Source organism: Alteromonas naphthalenivorans (assembly GCF_000213655.1).
Lineage (GTDB): Bacteria > Pseudomonadota > Gammaproteobacteria > Enterobacterales > Alteromonadaceae > Alteromonas > Alteromonas naphthalenivorans.
Genome location: NC_015554.1, coordinates 1,872,249 through 1,888,387 on the forward strand (window position 1 = coordinate 1,872,249; position 16,139 = coordinate 1,888,387).

Annotated in this window: 14 protein-coding genes and 5 tRNA genes; 1 reads left to right on the forward strand and 18 read right to left on the reverse strand. The window is 43.0% G+C overall.

Annotated features, from left to right (window positions below):
• Nucleotides 1–73: 73 nt before the first annotated feature.
• The 16 genes from cobB to AMBT_RS08150 form a co-directional block, all read right to left on the reverse strand.
• The gene (gene cobB, locus AMBT_RS08075; protein ID WP_013784128.1) at nucleotides 74–790 is read right to left on the reverse strand and encodes a Sir2 family NAD+-dependent deacetylase; all 717 of its coding nucleotides are present in this window, start codon (nucleotides 788–790) and stop codon (nucleotides 74–76) included.
• Between the two features lie 58 nt (nucleotides 791–848).
• Nucleotides 849–1,673 carry a sulfurtransferase gene (locus AMBT_RS08080; protein WP_013784129.1) on the reverse strand — a complete coding sequence of 275 codons (825 nt, stop codon included), beginning with the start codon at nucleotides 1,671–1,673 and terminating at the stop codon, nucleotides 849–851.
• A 77-nt stretch (nucleotides 1,674–1,750) separates the two neighbouring features.
• Nucleotides 1,751–2,245: a thiol peroxidase gene (tpx, locus tag AMBT_RS08085; protein WP_013784130.1), complete on the reverse strand. Its 495-nt coding sequence runs from the start codon at nucleotides 2,243–2,245 to the stop codon at nucleotides 1,751–1,753.
• A gap of 65 nt (nucleotides 2,246–2,310) precedes the next feature.
• The gene (locus AMBT_RS08090) at nucleotides 2,311–3,018 is read right to left on the reverse strand and encodes a tRNA-uridine aminocarboxypropyltransferase (RefSeq protein ID WP_013784131.1); all 708 of its coding nucleotides are present in this window, start codon (nucleotides 3,016–3,018) and stop codon (nucleotides 2,311–2,313) included.
• Between the two features lie 133 nt (nucleotides 3,019–3,151).
• Nucleotides 3,152–3,238 (reverse strand) — tRNA-Leu (locus AMBT_RS08095).
• 62 nt (nucleotides 3,239–3,300) lie between these two features.
• A tRNA-Cys gene (locus tag AMBT_RS08100) sits at nucleotides 3,301–3,374 on the reverse strand.
• A 14-nt stretch (nucleotides 3,375–3,388) separates the two neighbouring features.
• Nucleotides 3,389–3,464: transfer RNA gene (locus tag AMBT_RS08105), tRNA-Gly, on the reverse strand.
• 151 nt (nucleotides 3,465–3,615) lie between these two features.
• Nucleotides 3,616–4,194, reverse strand: coding sequence for a CDP-diacylglycerol--glycerol-3-phosphate 3-phosphatidyltransferase (gene pgsA, locus AMBT_RS08110; RefSeq protein ID WP_013784132.1), 579 nt, complete (start codon nucleotides 4,192–4,194; stop codon nucleotides 3,616–3,618).
• A 114-nt stretch (nucleotides 4,195–4,308) separates the two neighbouring features.
• Nucleotides 4,309–6,126: an excinuclease ABC subunit UvrC gene (uvrC, locus tag AMBT_RS08115; protein ID WP_041452526.1), complete on the reverse strand. Its 1,818-nt coding sequence runs from the start codon at nucleotides 6,124–6,126 to the stop codon at nucleotides 4,309–4,311.
• Between the two features lie 6 nt (nucleotides 6,127–6,132).
• The gene (gene uvrY, locus AMBT_RS08120) at nucleotides 6,133–6,777 is read right to left on the reverse strand and encodes a UvrY/SirA/GacA family response regulator transcription factor (RefSeq protein WP_013784134.1); all 645 of its coding nucleotides are present in this window, start codon (nucleotides 6,775–6,777) and stop codon (nucleotides 6,133–6,135) included.
• A gap of 205 nt (nucleotides 6,778–6,982) precedes the next feature.
• On the reverse strand, nucleotides 6,983–7,708 hold the full coding sequence (locus AMBT_RS08125; RefSeq protein ID WP_013784135.1) for a pirin family protein: 726 nt from the start codon (nucleotides 7,706–7,708) through the stop codon (nucleotides 6,983–6,985).
• A gap of 253 nt (nucleotides 7,709–7,961) precedes the next feature.
• Nucleotides 7,962–9,446 carry an aminotransferase class I/II-fold pyridoxal phosphate-dependent enzyme gene (locus AMBT_RS08130; protein ID WP_013784136.1) on the reverse strand — a complete coding sequence of 495 codons (1,485 nt, stop codon included), beginning with the start codon at nucleotides 9,444–9,446 and terminating at the stop codon, nucleotides 7,962–7,964.
• 51 nt (nucleotides 9,447–9,497) lie between these two features.
• Nucleotides 9,498–11,597: a 5-histidylcysteine sulfoxide synthase gene (gene ovoA / locus AMBT_RS08135; RefSeq protein ID WP_013784137.1), complete on the reverse strand. Its 2,100-nt coding sequence runs from the start codon at nucleotides 11,595–11,597 to the stop codon at nucleotides 9,498–9,500.
• A 647-nt stretch (nucleotides 11,598–12,244) separates the two neighbouring features.
• Nucleotides 12,245–12,336, reverse strand: a tRNA-Ser gene (locus AMBT_RS08140).
• Nucleotides 12,337–12,494: 158 nt separating this feature from the next.
• Nucleotides 12,495–12,586: transfer RNA gene (locus AMBT_RS08145), tRNA-Ser, on the reverse strand.
• Between the two features lie 286 nt (nucleotides 12,587–12,872).
• Entirely contained in the window at nucleotides 12,873–14,339 is a 1,467-nt protein-coding gene (locus AMBT_RS08150; protein WP_013784138.1) for a DUF3360 family protein, read from the reverse strand.
• 404 nt (nucleotides 14,340–14,743) lie between these two features.
• On the opposite strand from AMBT_RS08150, the gene AMBT_RS08155 reads away from it, so the two are divergent.
• On the forward strand, nucleotides 14,744–15,232 hold the full coding sequence (locus AMBT_RS08155; protein WP_158306765.1) for a nuclear transport factor 2 family protein: 489 nt from the start codon (nucleotides 14,744–14,746) through the stop codon (nucleotides 15,230–15,232).
• 42 nt (nucleotides 15,233–15,274) lie between these two features.
• Here the strand turns inward: AMBT_RS08155 and AMBT_RS08160 are convergent, their stop codons facing one another.
• Both AMBT_RS08160 and AMBT_RS22400 read right to left on the reverse strand, forming a co-directional pair.
• A complete protein-coding gene (locus AMBT_RS08160; RefSeq protein WP_013784140.1) occupies nucleotides 15,275–15,697 on the reverse strand; it encodes a MarR family winged helix-turn-helix transcriptional regulator in 423 nt (140 codons plus the stop codon).
• Between the two features lie 159 nt (nucleotides 15,698–15,856).
• Nucleotides 15,857–16,003 carry an NmrA family NAD(P)-binding protein gene (locus AMBT_RS22400; protein WP_013784141.1) on the reverse strand — a complete coding sequence of 49 codons (147 nt, stop codon included), beginning with the start codon at nucleotides 16,001–16,003 and terminating at the stop codon, nucleotides 15,857–15,859.
• Nucleotides 16,004–16,139 lie beyond the last annotated feature (136 nt).

Below are 16,139 nucleotides of genomic sequence, written 5' to 3' on the forward strand. Positions count from 1 at the left end.
GCGCTCAGTGTCAGTGAGCTTACATGCTAGTAAAGCGTCTTTAGCTATGAGTTTTTTCAAATTATGGCTTTATTTAAAGATAATATTCTTTAATTAACCGCGTTACAAACGCTGGGACTATTTCAGTGGCATTGCCGCTAATAGATTCATCGAATAACCAATTATTCGCACTGGGTTCTAAATTTAATTCTATGCATTGTGCGCCCGAGTCTTTCGCATTAATCACAAACCCCGCGGCAGGATAAACATTTCCTGAGGTTCCAATGGCTAAGAAGATATCTGCGTTCGCAATATCTTGTGAAATTTCTTCCATATAAAGGGGCATTTCACCAAACCATACAATGTCGGGTCGTAAAGTGGCGGTATTACAACAGGCGCAAACAGTTTGGCCGTCGAACGCAATTTTGCATTCAAAAGTCTTATTTGTTGTTACGCAACGGCTAGACAGTAATTTTCCGTGCATATGCAAAATACGTTCGCTGCCCGCGCGTTCGTGCAAATCGTCGACATTTTGCGTGATTAATGTGAATCGGTCTTTCAATGCGCGTTCAAGTGTCACTAGCGCTTCATGAGCAGCATTGGGATTAACGCAATCCGTAGTCAATTGCATTCTACGTTCATTATAAAACCGATATACAAGTTCAGGGTTACGGGCAAAAGCTTCGGGCGTAGCCACGTCTTCCACACTGTGCTCTTCCCATAATCCGTTGTTATCTCGAAACGTCTTTAATCCAGATTCTGCTGAAATTCCTGCACCAGTTAACACGACAACGCGAGGTGGTGTATTCATAAGCTCAATTCCTTTGAAATATATACACGTAACACGACTACCCTAAATTAAACGAAGGTTAATCTTTCACTACTGGAAAAGTGGCGTTTGCTCCCCACTCAGACCAAGAACCATCGTAAATAGCAACATCATTTGCACCGCACATGAGTGCAGCAACGCCAATAATACACGCCGTAACCCCTGAGCCGCAGGTACAGATAATGGGCTTCGATAAATCAATATTGGCTTTGGCAAAAACATCTTTTAATTTTTCAACGCTTAAGAAAAAACCATTCTCTAACAGCGCTGTGAATGGAAGATTGTAAGCACCTGGCATGTGCCCCGAACGAATCCCAGGGCGAGGCTCTTCTACTTGCCCGTAAAATCGCGCTTCACTTCTGGCATCGACTAGTTGAGCATCGGTATTAATCGCTTGAATAACCGCTGAACTATTTACAAACCATTTGCTCTGCGCATTACTTTCATACTTAAAATGTGAGGGAATACGTTGTTCTGATACTGGTAAGTTTTTTTCTTCCCACGCTACTTGGCCGCCATTTAACAATTTTACGTTCTCATGCCCCATGGCTTTAAGCATCCACCAAACACGAGGGGCGCTGTACATACCTCGGGTATCGTAAACCACTACAGACGAACGTTCGGTTAAACCTTGTCGGCCTAAGTACAAAGCAAAGTCAGATTCGGTTGGCATACTATGAGGAAAACCCGTAGTGTGAGCACTGCCCTCGCCGTCTAAGTCTATATCCACAGAGTTTGGCAACACCATGGCATCACGAGAATCAGGCGTTTTGGTAACCGGGTCGTCCATAACCGCACGCACTAAAATGATGGGTTCATCTTGCAGTTGCGTGGCAAGCTGTTGAACATTAACTAACATCGACATATCACCCTCTCCATTGAAATGCCCACGTAACGCTGTGGGCATTACTGGTTTGAGCTATTTACGCTTTATATTCTTAATTACAAAGCAGCCATTGCTGAATCGTAGTTTGGTTCTTCCGTGGTTTCAGCCACTTGCTCGGTATAAAGTACCTTACCGTCGGTATCAATCACAACGACTGTTCGTGATAGCAGACCAGTTAGCGGCATAGAAGTGAACGCCACACCATAGTCGTCACCAAAACTTGTACGGAAAGTAGAACCGGTAATCACATTTTCAATGCCTTCTGCACCACAAAAGCGGCCAGCTGCAAACGGTAAGTCAGCAGATACGCAAATAACTTGTGTATTGTCTAGACCAGCTGCTTGTTCATTGAATTTACGCACTGACGTTGCACACGTGCCTGTATCGATAGAAGGGAAAATGTTAAGAATAACGCGTTTACCCTTAAGATCAGCGAGGGTTACTTCACCTAAATCCGCTTTTACTAATGTGAAGTCTGGGGCTTGCTGCCCAACTTCTGGAAGCGAACCTACAGTTGAAACTGAATTACCTTGAAACGTAACTGTTGCCATGTTTTTCTCCTTGGGTTTTGATTGCTTAACCTTATAGTTAAGCGCGAATGCACGCAAGATAAGGGTTACTTAACTTGCGCCTTTGCAAATTCAATTTTGTGACTTAAATGGGGCTTCCCTTTTAAGTATTGGTGTCGAAAAATACTGAAGTATTTAGCTAGCGCCGTAGCCGCTTCAACTTCACCTGCCAAATCTAACACGTTTATTCCCACCTCTGCAGTGCAATGCTGGAATTCTCGTGTAGATTCTCGCAACAAGTAATTCGATGATATTTCAGGGGATACGCCCAGCACCGGAAACTTATCTAGGTACGGGCTTTTACCAAACATTTTTCGCGCCTCACGCCACGTGCCGTCTAAAAATATAAACAATGGAATTTTGTCTAATTTATCTTCCGGCTTGGGGATGCAACGCGCTGGCTCAGCATACTCGTGAGGAAATATAATGATGGGTTGGTATTTAGGGTTGCTTAGTAACGTCAGTAAATCTGCATCGGGTTCGGTTCTGTGCCACACAAACGCGTAATTTTCAGCTACCACATCCGCAATTAATCGGCCTGTGTTGGTTGGCTTGTAGTATTCGCCCTTGTACATGATGAAAAGTACCGCACAGGATGCTTGTGGTTCAGGCTTATCGGCACAAATACACGCGTTTACAGGCAGTAAACAAATATCGCAACGGATAACTTTACTACCCCGCGCATTGAAAGCTCGCTTTGCTCGTTTGAGCTCAGACGTTCTAAGCGCCAGAATGGAATTAATATGTGGAAGCACGCAGTAAACTCAATAAGATTAGAGTGATATGGTAGCACAGAGCGTGAGTTAGCCGTAAAGCAAAATACTGAAATTAATTAGCGAATTATAAGCTTTAAGAATATATATTGGATGTATTTAGATATGTAGAAAATGGTGCCCGGGGCCGGACTTGAACCGGCACGTCATTACTGACGAGGGATTTTAAATCCCTTGTGTCTACCAATTTCACCACCCGGGCATCGGGGTAACCTTTCGGTTGGGGTGTCAGGCGTAGAAACCTGTTGTAGCATTAAAGCATTATGGAGGCGGAACCCGGAGTCGAACCGAGATCCACGGATTTGCAATCCGCTGCATAGCCATTCTGCCATTCCGCCGTAATACTAGACTTTGGAGCGGGAAACGAGATTCGAACTCGCGACCCCGACCTTGGCAAGGTCGTGCTCTACCAACTGAGCTATTCCCGCATTTAAAGTCTTACATTTCGTTTCGTTGTTGCCGTCTCGAAATGTGCGGTGAATTCTACCTGTAACGCTGAAAGTGTCAATACGAAAAACAAGGAAATATGCAATTTTGTGATCGTTTGCTACATTTTTATTCACATTGCTCAATAGACGATCAAATCTTATCTTTTAAACCCGCACTTAGGTGTGGCCACGCAGCACGAGAGTAAATAATCATTGACCAAATTGACAGCACTGCAGCGATATAAAGTAAAATATGTCCTAGGGTTACCCAATAAAGTGGAATGCCCATAAACGATTCAAGGCCAGATAATAATCCAATAATGGCTAACATTTGCGCAGTCGTTTTTGCTTTGCCAATAAATGACACTTTTACCGCTTCCCTCACACCATTTTGTCCCATCCACTCTCTTAGTGCAGAAACATAAATTTCTCGCACTAATAGTGCAATGGCTGGAATAGTAATCCATAAACTACCGTAACTGTGGGTAATCATTAATAATGCAGCCCCCACAATAAGCTTATCGGCAACAGGATCGAGGAAAGCACCAAAAGGCGTAGATTGTTCAAGTTTTCGAGCTAAGTAGCCATCGAACCAATCGGTAATCGCCGCAAGCCAGAAAATAACTGCGCCAGCTTCGTGGGCCCAACGCCAATCTAGAAAATAAACACCAACAAACACAGGAATAAGGATTACTCTGAATAGAGTAATTAAATTTGGAACCGTCCACATAAATACATCTCAAAATTTTCGCCTAATATAGGCAGGTTTAGCGCAGCTTTTTTTAAGCCTTCAATTTTTAACAGATTACCGCAATTTACGCATTAATGCGCGTATTGGATGAGATTAAAGATGAAGATGATCGTATATGGTGTCAGCTAACTCTTTGCTAATACCTGGTACGCTGGCAATTTCATCTTTACTGGCCTTTTTAAGCCCTTGCAGCCCGCCCATGTATTTCAACAATGTTTGGCGACGTTTAGCCCCTACTCCAGGTATGGTTTCTAAACTTGATGTGGTTTTCACCTTTTGACGGCGGTTTCTGTGCCCAGTAATAGCAAAGCGGTGAGATTCATCTCTTATATGCTGAATAAGATGCAATGCGGGTGAGTGGCTGTCCATAGGCACGGTGTCGTGGCTATCGGCCAATATAATAGTTTCTAACCCCGGCTTACGGGTTGTACCTTTCGCTACACCTAATAACATAGGCTTTTTATCATGCGGCCAATCTTCAAAGAAAGTTTCAGCTTGCGACAACTGCCCTTTACCGCCATCAATAAGCAGTAAATCAGGGATCTTTTGTACTTCTTTAACCGATTTATAGCGACGTTTAAGGGCTTGTGCCATAGCGGCGTAATCATCACCGGGCGTAATGCCCTCAATATTATAGCGGCGGTAATCGCTTTTAAGCGGGCCTTCACGATTAAACACCACGCAAGAGGCCACGGTTTGTTCGCCGGAGGTGTGGCTTATGTCGAAACATTCCATACGCTGTAATGGCGCATCTAATTCAAGCGCCGTTTCTAAATCGAGATATCGGGCAAATACCGACTTTTGTTCGCCGTACTGGGTCTCTAGTGCGGTTTCAGCATTGGCTTGTGCTAGTTCCAAGTAACGGCGTTTCTCTTCACGTGCACCTTTAAAGAAATTTACACGGTATCCGGCTTCACCGCTAAGTAAATCGGCTATCGCGTCTTCATCAGACAACGCACTGGCAAATACCATTTGCTTAGGTATAAGTTTGTTGCCCGCTAAGTAGAACTGCAATAAGAAGGATTCGAATATTTCTTGTTCATCGGCCGTGTTCGGCACTTTTGGGAAAAACGCCTTGCTGCCTAAAAGTTGGCTGTCACGAATAAACATCACCTGAATACACGCCATATTGCCTTTTACCGCAAAACCAAATACGTCCATTTCATCTTGGGTACCGGCTACCCATTGGCGCTCTTGTACTTTGCGAAGCGTGTTGATTTGATCGCGATAACGTGCGGCAGCTTCAAAGTTTAGTGCTTCGCTGGCCTTTTCCATTTTATCTACCAAGGTACCAATGACTTGTTGGTTTTTACCTTTTAGGAATAGCCTAGCGAGGTCTATCTGCTCGTTATACTCTTCGTCGCTAACGTAACCTTCAACACAAGGTGCACTGCATCGTTGCATTTGATATTGCAAACAAGGGCGACTTCTAGCGCGGTAGTAACTGTCTTCACATTGGCGTACTGGAAAAATACGCTGCATAGAACGCAGACTTTCACGAACGGCCCCCGCACTAGGATAAGGACCAAAATATTCGCCCTTTTTCTTTTGCGGGCCGCGGTGAAACGATAAACGTGGATGCTGGTGATCAGATAGGAATATAAAAGGGTAGGATTTATCGTCACGCATAACCACGTTATAACGTGGCTTGTACTTCTTGATGAAGTTATTTTCTAGCAAAAATGCTTCTGTTTCGCTATTTACAACGGTGACATCCATATTGGCAATTTGCAATACCAATGAGCGTGTTTTTGCATTATCGACATTCATTCGAAAATAGCTAGAAACACGCTTTTTAAGGTTTTTTGCTTTACCCACATAAATGACTTCTTCCTGGGCGTTATACATTCTGTATACGCCAGGTTGAGAAGTTAAATTTTTGAGAAACGCTGCGGAATCAAATGCAGACATACTGGGCTAAAGCAAATTCGAATCGATGAGTTTGTGGCGAAGCGCTAAGTGGGTTAATTCCACATCAGTGGTTACGCCTAACTTTTCAAACATACGATAACGGTATGTATTGACGGTTTTTGCGTTAATGCTTAGTTCAGTAGCAATATCAGGTACACGCTTGCCCTTGGTGAGGCGAAGCGCAATACTTAACTCTCTATCTGATAAGTCATTGAACGGATTGTCTGAATTTGGGGAAAGCTTATCGATGGCGATGCTGTTCGCAACTTCACTATCGATATACTTTTGCCCACCAACCACTTTATGAATGGCACGAATAACTTCTTCAGGTTCGGCATCTTTCGTTAAGAAGCCGAACGCGCCAGCATTCATTACCTGCATAGGTATGGGGCTTTCTTTATGCATAGACAAACAAATTACGCGGGTGTTCTCTGACATCCGCACAATGCGTTTGGTTGCTTCTAGCCCGCCAATACCGGGCATATTTACGTCCATGAGCACCACATCTGGAGCGTTTTTTCGACATAGCTGTACGGCATCTTCGCCATTTTTAGCTTCAGCTATGATTGAAAAATCTACGACATCTTCCAGAATTCGGCGGATCCCTCTTCTGACCAAATCATGGTCATCTGCTAGGATTATTTTTATCACATGTATCTCACTGACTACGGTTTGCTTTCAAACAAAAAAGATCCGTAACCGAGGTGGATTCCACCAGTTACTTACCAATCATGTGTTCGTATCATACCACGACTACCGACTAGGTAAACTTTTCAGTGTCAATTTGTAGTAAGGAAATGTGTAAAAACAAGCATTAACAGAACAAGCTGGTTAATAAAGATACTACACCGACTTATTAGCCTACAGGAGGCAAATCAAACCAAAGCGCAAGTGCTTCTTCATTGGCCAAAACCACTACCTTTTGCCCCAAGCCTAACCCTATTGCATCGCCTTTTGTTAAGGTAGTCATCTTGTCTGACTTAACATCGTTAACGGTTAATTCACCTTTCACAATATGCAAATAGCCAGCCCCCAAGGTTGGCGAAGATTCAACGGCCAAGTCGAAACTTTCCCCTCGGCTAAGGGCCAGTTTACTAATACGTGCATCTTGATTAATTTTTAACGAGCCGTCTTGCCCCGATTCACTGACAAGAAGCTCTAATCCGTTTTTATCACTAACCGATTTCTGTAAGTAGGCCGGCTGAACACCCGTTACGTTAGGCTCAATCCAAATTTGAATAAAATTAACTTCCTCCTTATCAGACGCATTCATTTCAGAATGCCGAATGCCCTTCCCTGCACTCATCACTTGGATATCACCAGCAGGTATAACGTAGTCGTTACCCGTACTGTCTTTGTGTTTTAACGCACCGCTTACCACAAAAGAAATGATTTCCATGTCCCGGTGCCCATGGGTTTCAAAGCCTCTGCCCGGCTGTACGATATCGTCGTTAAATACCCTAAGTGCAGAAAACCCCATATGATTGGCATCATAGTACTGGCCAAATGAAAAGCTATGTTTGCTGTTAAGCCAACCAAGATTAACGTTACCTCGTTCGCTACCTTTTCGAATGTATTGCATAATTATATCCTTTCATCGAGGCGCTTTTTAAGAACCATTAATGCGCCTGTTTTCGATAATTAACTTTCAATACACCATATTTTAGTTACTAAGCAGCGGGATAAAATTAGCGAAATTAGCACCGTTCATTCGCTTTTTGAGAATGAATAAATTAGATATGAGTTTACGCTGGCGGTAATGTGATTTAAGGCAAAGGCGACAATAACGATAGAGCTAGAAAAACGCTAGGGCGAGAATAACGAAAGGCGATAACTTAATCGGAGAATAATCTTAGTAACGCGGTTTTTATCGCGCTAGGGTGACATGCCAAATTAAGGCGTAAATAACCGGGGGCGTTAAAACTTGCCCCATCAACACCAATAACACCGCGCCGGCAGGCTTCAAGGAACGTATTTTGTGGAAAGTATTGATTCAAATTCAACCATAAAAAATAACCGGCTTCGCCCAACGTAAATGGGGTTGTTGGGCTAAGTACGTTCATAAGCGCTTTGGCGTATTGCCTATTGAACGCAATGGCCTTTAGTACTAGCGCTAACCAATCATCAGCTTTTTCATACGCCGCAATCAGTGCAACTTTTGCTACAGGTGTCGCCTCAAGATGGCAACTGTCTATTTCCTTCGCAAATTTAGCCCGTAATGCATCATTCGCGATAATGGCATATGAGGCAGCGGGTATAGCCGATAAATTATATGCCTTACCGGCACTGTTTATTCGAATAATCATATCTTGCGCAAATGGGATATTTATCGCGAAAGGTCTTATAACACACGCTTTATTGGTATTGGTGTTGCTCGAAGCATCAACAGTAGCATCGGCATCAATAAAACCAAATTCACTGTGCACTTCATCAAGAATAAGGGTGATCTTGTGAGTATCACAAAAACGGGCAATATCATGTTGGTGTGTTTCGCTTAGCACTGTGCCTGTGGGGTTATTCGGGTGGCAAAGCACAAAAGCACTACAATCTGGATCTAATAACGCGGTTATCTTTATCTCTATACCGGTTTCTTTAAAACTAATCTCGTCGATACTCACATCAACGAGGTTTAGACCCTGCGCCGCAATTCTTTCTCGAAGGGGGCCGTAGGTAGGTGAAAGCACCATGACTTTATCACCTTTGGTGGTGCACACCTTCAACGCAGTATCTACTGCAGCCATCACACTTGCCGTACTCACTACCGAATTGGCGGCAATGACTGCACCTTGTTTAGCGTAACGGGCTGCCACAACATCACCAATATCACATGACTGATACCCATAATGCGAAGATACAAATGCCGAAATAGCATGGGCAATGTGCTTAGATGGCGCCGTGTCCATGTCGGCTATCCACATACTTACTGCGTGTTCTGGTGCATGCGGGAACCGAGTAGAAAGCGACGAAAACTTTAAGCGGCTTCTTGCGTTAGTTTCGCCATCGCCATCGCCATCGCCATCGCCATCGCCATCATTAGTATTGACCTCAATATCACCGCAACCCAAAGGTGTATACCACAGTGATGAGAATTGACTAAGTTGCGCAGAAAACAGGTTGTCAATATCGGCAACCTGTTGTTTCAACGCTGCGTTTATATCTACGCTGCTGTCTGCGAGTTTATCAGCGCCTGCTAGCGCGCTTGGCCTCACAGATTTATCGCCTTGCGAAGCTTTAGCGTCAGGCTTTGCCGCTTTAGCGCGAGGCTTTGCCGCTTTAGCGCGAGGCTTAGCTGCTTTAGCACTAGGTTTAGCCGCTTTCATTCATGACCTTCTTGGCAAAGAACACAACGCTTAAACGCTCTATACACAATACTATCGCTTTTTAAACACGTTAAATTCAGACAATGTATGCTGATATTTACGCTTAGTTTCACGAATAACAAAAGGAATTTCAGTTGGTGCCCCTACTCGCTCAAAACTTTCTTTAAGCGTGGCTTCCAGCGCTTCTGTCGACGTTAACGTTTCACCATTCTCGTCTTTATAACCACCTAACCATTCGCTACGTTCTGTGTATTCTTCCAACCACGTAAACGGTGAGGCTATTACCAGTATGCCGCCAGCATTAAGCCTTGCTGTAACGTCGTTCAGTACTTTCTTAGGGCTGTACACTCTATCAAGCAAGTTCCCCATAAAGATTAAGTCGTAGCCGGTAAATTGCGGCTTCAAATTACAGGCGTCACCTTGAGCAAAGTGCACTTTATCGGCACATTCCGCTAAGCCCAAGTTACTTAACTTTCTGGCTTTAAATGAAGTTAGTTCGCCTTCTTCAATAAGGTTATAGCGGATTTCACCTCGTTCCTGCATAGCAACGGCGGTTTTAATAAACCGTGCAGAAAAATCGATACCATCAACATGGTCAAAATAGGTAGCTAATTCAAACGATGAACGGCCTACTGCGCACCCTAAGTCTAACGCCTTGCCGCCTTTATTTTCAGGCATGTAGCTTAAACAAAAATGAGCACTCGCTTTAGCGAAGTTTTCAACATTAAAGTAAGTGTCACCGTAATGGAACTCACTGTATTGTGATACCTGTGTATCGCTTTCGTAATCCAAATCATTTACCTGTATGGGTAGCGCAGCTTCTACATAGCGAAAGCCTGCGTGTTGAAAAAAGTGACGGCGAAATGCATAACGGCTTTGTGCCATTGCCTCATTTCCCGTAGATATCCAGCTTCCGCCTTTAATAAGGTTATGTTTGTTGTCAAAGGTAGGCGTAGTGAAATCATCGTACAACGGGTGCACTTTAAACCCATCAAAGGGGTAAATTGGCGTTTCCGTCCACTGCCATACGTTGCCCACTACATCGTAAAAATCACCGTTTTGGTTAACATCAACCGGTTCACTAGACGCGTACTTGTTCAGCGCAATGTTATAGCCGTCTGAATAGGTGTTTTCGGTAATGCCCGCAAACTCACGTAGACGTAACCACTCATCTTCAGTAGGTAGTCGAATTAACGTGCCGGATTGTTCACTTTTATAATTACAGAAGGCTTTGGCTTCGTGGTAATTCACATCTACAGGCCAGCTCAGTGGTAACGGAAATGCTTCTAGCATACTGCGGTACAAATAACCGTTGTCAGTCTTTACCCAAAAAGTCGGATGCGATGCTTTTGTGTATTCGCGCCATTTATTACCTTCTTCTTCCCAGTAATCTGAGTTCTCATATCCGCCTGCTTCTACAAACGTTAAAAACTCACCATTACTCACAACGAATTGACTGGCTTTGAATTCGGCTACGCTAGCTTGATGGTGACCATATTCGTTATCCCACCCATACAAGTCATCGTTCCATTGCTTGTTGCATATAACATCGCCACTTGGCACATCGATTAATGTATTGATTGGGGCGCCAGAGAAAACGTTACATCTAGGCCAATTTTCGTTATCGGTCTTAACCTGGCTAATGGGCAGTTGACGGATAAGGACTGAGGACGTTTCTAAATGAATGCGTTCATGTTCAATACACATCACCAGCGGCCACATTGGGCTTTCCCAATTGATAGGCATACTAAAATCGAGGGTTTCAATTACCGATAACACGAGATCGCGCACTTGGCGGCGATATTGACGTACTTCATCAACAGAAGGCCATGCGTAGTTCTCGTCGTTAAGATCATCCCAACTCATTTCGTCTACACCAATGGCAAATAACGACTCGAATCTCGGGTTGATACGCTCAGAAATGATTTTAGCCAAAATAAGCTTATTGATAAAAAAAGTCGCGGTATGGCCAAAATAAAAGATAAGTGGATGGCGAAGCTTTTCAGCACGCTGGAAATAGGCGTCATCGCTTGCTAGGCAAGTAAATAGGCTTTCATAGGTATCAAACGAATCCGTAAAATACGCTTTTATTTCCTGACGTTTTTGCTCAACACTGCCCTGACTCAAATTGAGCGTACTCATAGCCTGCATATCAATCCTCTATATTTATTCTTTTTCGTCAGTGGGTGTAACGAGCTGTCGTTGCGTTTCACTTACACTTTCGTTTTAAGCATTAGCACTGTAATGAGTAATAACCTCTACATCACTTACTATACACCTTAATTGCAATTGGACATTAGAGTGAAGCCCTAATCACACATCTGCGAATTAGCGTCTTTAAGCAAGTGTACCTATGTACAATAGCGATAGCATACAAAACTAATAGTTAATCGTTTTTAGCAAAAATTTATGACCAACATGCGACTGTCGCGAGAGCCTTTCTTCTATCTCTCACTCATTTTTATTAACGCCGCGGAGTCGAACACATTAGTTATAATGAATGTAATCATTTTATAAGTGCTTAATACAAATTATAGACAGAGGAAGATCAGAAAAACTTTCAATGAGTTGCAGTACTTTTTCACCGCTATCTTACGTGTGTTTGTACGTTTATCAATGCGGCATTGCTACTTAGTGGCTAGAACATCTTCTAACCTTAATAAAAGTTTTAGCATTGTGAATTTTATTTAATGAAACCTGCACGAAAATATACGCTGCTTATTCCAGCTTGCTGTGGTGCTAATACATTTTATTTCGAGCATAAAAAAACCCGCAACAGTGTGCGGGTTTCTAGAACTTGGCGGAGAGGGAGGGATTCGAACCCCCGGAAGGTTTGACCCTTCGCCTGATTTCAAGTCAGGTGCATTAAACCGAGCTCTGCCACCTCTCCAAGTGCTGCGTATCTTAATGATATTTTTCAGCGTGTAAAGGGTAAATTTAAATTAAAAGCACTAAGTGATGAATTGATAAACAAACTGATTAAAAACTATTACATCCTAGTGGTTACAGCATAAAAAAACCCGCAACAATGTGCGGGCTTTTAGAACTTGGCGGAGAGGGAGGGATTCGAACCCCCGGAAGGTTTGACCCTTCGCCTGATTTCAAGTCAGGTGCATTAAACCGAGCTCTGCCACCTCTCCAAGTACTGCGTATTGTGGCGATTTTTTTTATTCTGTAAAGTATTAATTTAATTAAATAGTGCTAAGTGATGAATAGACAAACAAACTGGTCAAAAAGTAACGGCTGGTGGTTAAATTTACACCACGTTAAAAACTAAATGCCACCCGCGAAGTGTTGTGCATTAAGTATTTTTTAACTTTCACCAGCATAACGTAAGAGCGTCACAATGCGTGTTCATTTTCGTAAAAAATGTGGGCCGCAAATCCGCGACACACATTTCTCTTTCACACATTTGCAGATGTGCCACTAAAGCCGAAACGACGCCATAATAGCAGGCACACCTGGGAACATACCGATTAAGGCCATTACCGTGCACAGCACAATAAAGGTAATACCCGGTATCAACCACCTACCCGCTTTACCCAGTTCACCTGCCCGTTCTTTACATCCAACTAGGCCTAAATTGTCTAATAGCATAGTAAAAGACCAACCAAATACTGGATTAACTAATACAGAGGAAATAACCACTAGTGCTGCAGACTGGGTTGTTTTGCCTTCTCTTGTCATTTGCATGCCGGCTTCCATTAGCGGTAAAAACACACCGACAATAAGTGCAACACACAACACGGGAGGCCAAATAGCGAGATCCATCGGGTAACCCCAAATAGCAGCAACCACACATAGTAGGCCAGTGACTATCGCGCCCCCTGGAATAGGTCTTCGGGCAATTGAGGCAGGAACAATATAGGTTCCCCACGATGACGCAATGTTGCCTCCGCCCAGTAAACTCCCTACGGCCTGACGGCTAGACGCGGCAATCATGGTGTCGTCGATATTCATATGTGCTTTGTCACTTTTTTTCGGATAGCTCAATTTTTGAAATACTTGATGCCCAAGAAAATCAGGAGACCACATAGACACCGCTAATACAGCAAATGGCAGAACAGCAATAAAATGAGACCAATTGGGTAATCCTAATTGCCAGCCTGTATTTTCACCCCACCAATAAGCCGGGTTTAAATTTGGCATACCGGGTGACGTGGTGAATTCAAACGGCGCGCCTAAAGCAAACGCAATAGTTGCAGCCATCGCTGCGCCCAATGGAATAGCCAACCAACGCTTTTGAATATGCTCTAACCATGCGTACATCAGTATGGTGGCAACAATAACAACAAATGCTAAGTAGGCCATATCGAAACTTTCTGCCCATGCAAACAGTTTTTTTACTTGCCCTGTAATGCCAATAAAACCTAAATACAATAAAAGGCCGCCACAAACTCCATTACTGGTTAATTTGGCCAGTACACTGCCGCCTTTGGTGATCCCGAGTAAAAAGCCAAAAAAGCCTATTAACAACCCTAACGCCATTGGGTGGCCGCCCGACGCTACAATAAGTGGAACCAAAGGCAGCAAAGGACCATGGGTACCTGCTAGGTTCGCTGAAGGGTTAAATAAACCTGATATCAATACAACAAACAACACGGCGGCAATCAAAAGTTCAAACCGGACATTTTCTACCACAAATTCTGGTGATAACCCCAGTGGAGCCGCAAATGCCCCCACAACGGCCGCAACCATCACAATTTTACCTATCGTTGCTGCCATGCCAGGCACACAATCTTCCCACTCTATACGATAGTCTTTACCCGGTAGGTTTAATCGCCAGCGCTTTGGCGAGATTATTTGTAATTCGTGGTTGAGATAATCTTCTCTTGATTGGAATGTACTACTAGATTTGTGAAGTTGTTGATAAGAGGAACTTTCTTGAGACACATAACACCTTACGATTGCGGGAAGAAATCGCAAGACTATACATGTAAATGGAGTGTAACAATGCGACTGTGGTCGTACATGAGCGTTGATTTCACATTTATTACTGCTAGTAATGTGAAAATTGGAGGCTGCATTCCACGACCCCTTCACTGGCAATCTCAGTTTTGAAGTCCTATTCAACGTCAAAAAATTAGTGAACGATCACACATTGTCGGCAAGTTACACCAACAAAAATACTCTTTAATCAGCAAATACATAGAGATTTTGACCCTAAATTCACCCTGACTAACATAGGTTTATGTTGAGAGCGTAACCCTTCGCACGACAAGGAAAAGCGTGAGCTTTGCTACATAGACCACTCACTCCACACACAGAATAGGATTATTATGACAAACGGATTCGGATTGTTTTGCGTTCCAGCACTAATGGTTGCCCAGGTTAGTCTTGCATCAGTTGAAGATGCTGAAGCTGACATTCGTGGTATTGTCGAACAATTTCGTGTCAGTATTATCAATCAAGATACGGAAGTTTTTAGTTCGCTATTCTTAAATGAAGACATTCCATTTGTCGCGGTGTTCAGCAAAGAAATGCTAGCCAAGAAGCGCATAGACAAGCCTGACTATCCAGCTATTATCGATTTTAGTGATTTTGGCTCTCCAGTTAAAATGCTGTCTGGAGACGAAACTCAAGAAGAGAAGATGTCGAATATCAAAGTACATACAGATGGATACCTCGCCAGCGTGCACTTTGATTATAAGGACTATGAAGGTGGTCAACAACGCTCATACGGAACCGAGTTGTGGAGCCTGATAAAAGTCGGTGGTGATTGGAAAATTACATCCGTCACTTTTTCCGTTACGGAGTTGGAAAGCTGGGAGTCGAGTACTAAATGAACATGCCTGTGCAGCAGAAGTATTTGCTGCCTTTTTTTTCTTCTAAATCATCCGTAATAAGTTCAAGAGTTTATCGGCATTTTCTTTATCGAGGTTCTTAAGCATTGTTTGAGACTGCGCATCAAAGGTTACACAGGCGTTATTGAACAACTCCTCTCCCGCCGCAGTAAGTTTTATTAAGCTCACTTTTGCGCCCCTTTCATTACTGTCTTTTGTCACAAGCCCGTTCTTTTCCATTGGCTGTAGTAGTCGAGTAATTCCCGATACCGATCTTGCTAGCGCGTCAGCAATATCAACTCGCCGAAGAGTATGACTTGGTGCTTTTATTAGAGTGAACAAAACCATGTATTCGGTTGAACCTATTCCATGTATATCCCCCAAACTATTATCTAAACGCTTAGTCATGATTGCTGTATTCAACCACAAGTTTTTTGTTATTGATCCAGAGTCCGAATGTTGTTTCATAATATAATTACCTTCAAAAAATTTGCATGAGTATTAATAGTCAACAATAGTCCAAAAATTAGTTCTAATTGTTTTTTTCATAGCCCTGTTGTCGATTTATAGTTGCAACTTAGTTTTTAATTTATACTTTAACGCTAGGCTCACGTTAATTTTATTCACTTAAAATTTGAACACTGTTCTTAAAGAATATGTAAAGGCTTCCTTTCTGCGAACAAAAGCAACGACTGGGATCCCACTTTGGACCACCGCTCTAATTAAGCTGTTTCCTAAATATCCACTGGCACCAAAAATAGCCACTTTTTTCATCTTACTTTCCCTTAAAAGGCATGTAAGCAGTATCAGTCAGAGCTGGTAAATTGAAGGTGAAAATAGACGTGTTTGTTATAAAGAATGTGGCAAATGAATACTCAATAGTTTCTTCCATGCATTTACCTTGCAAACG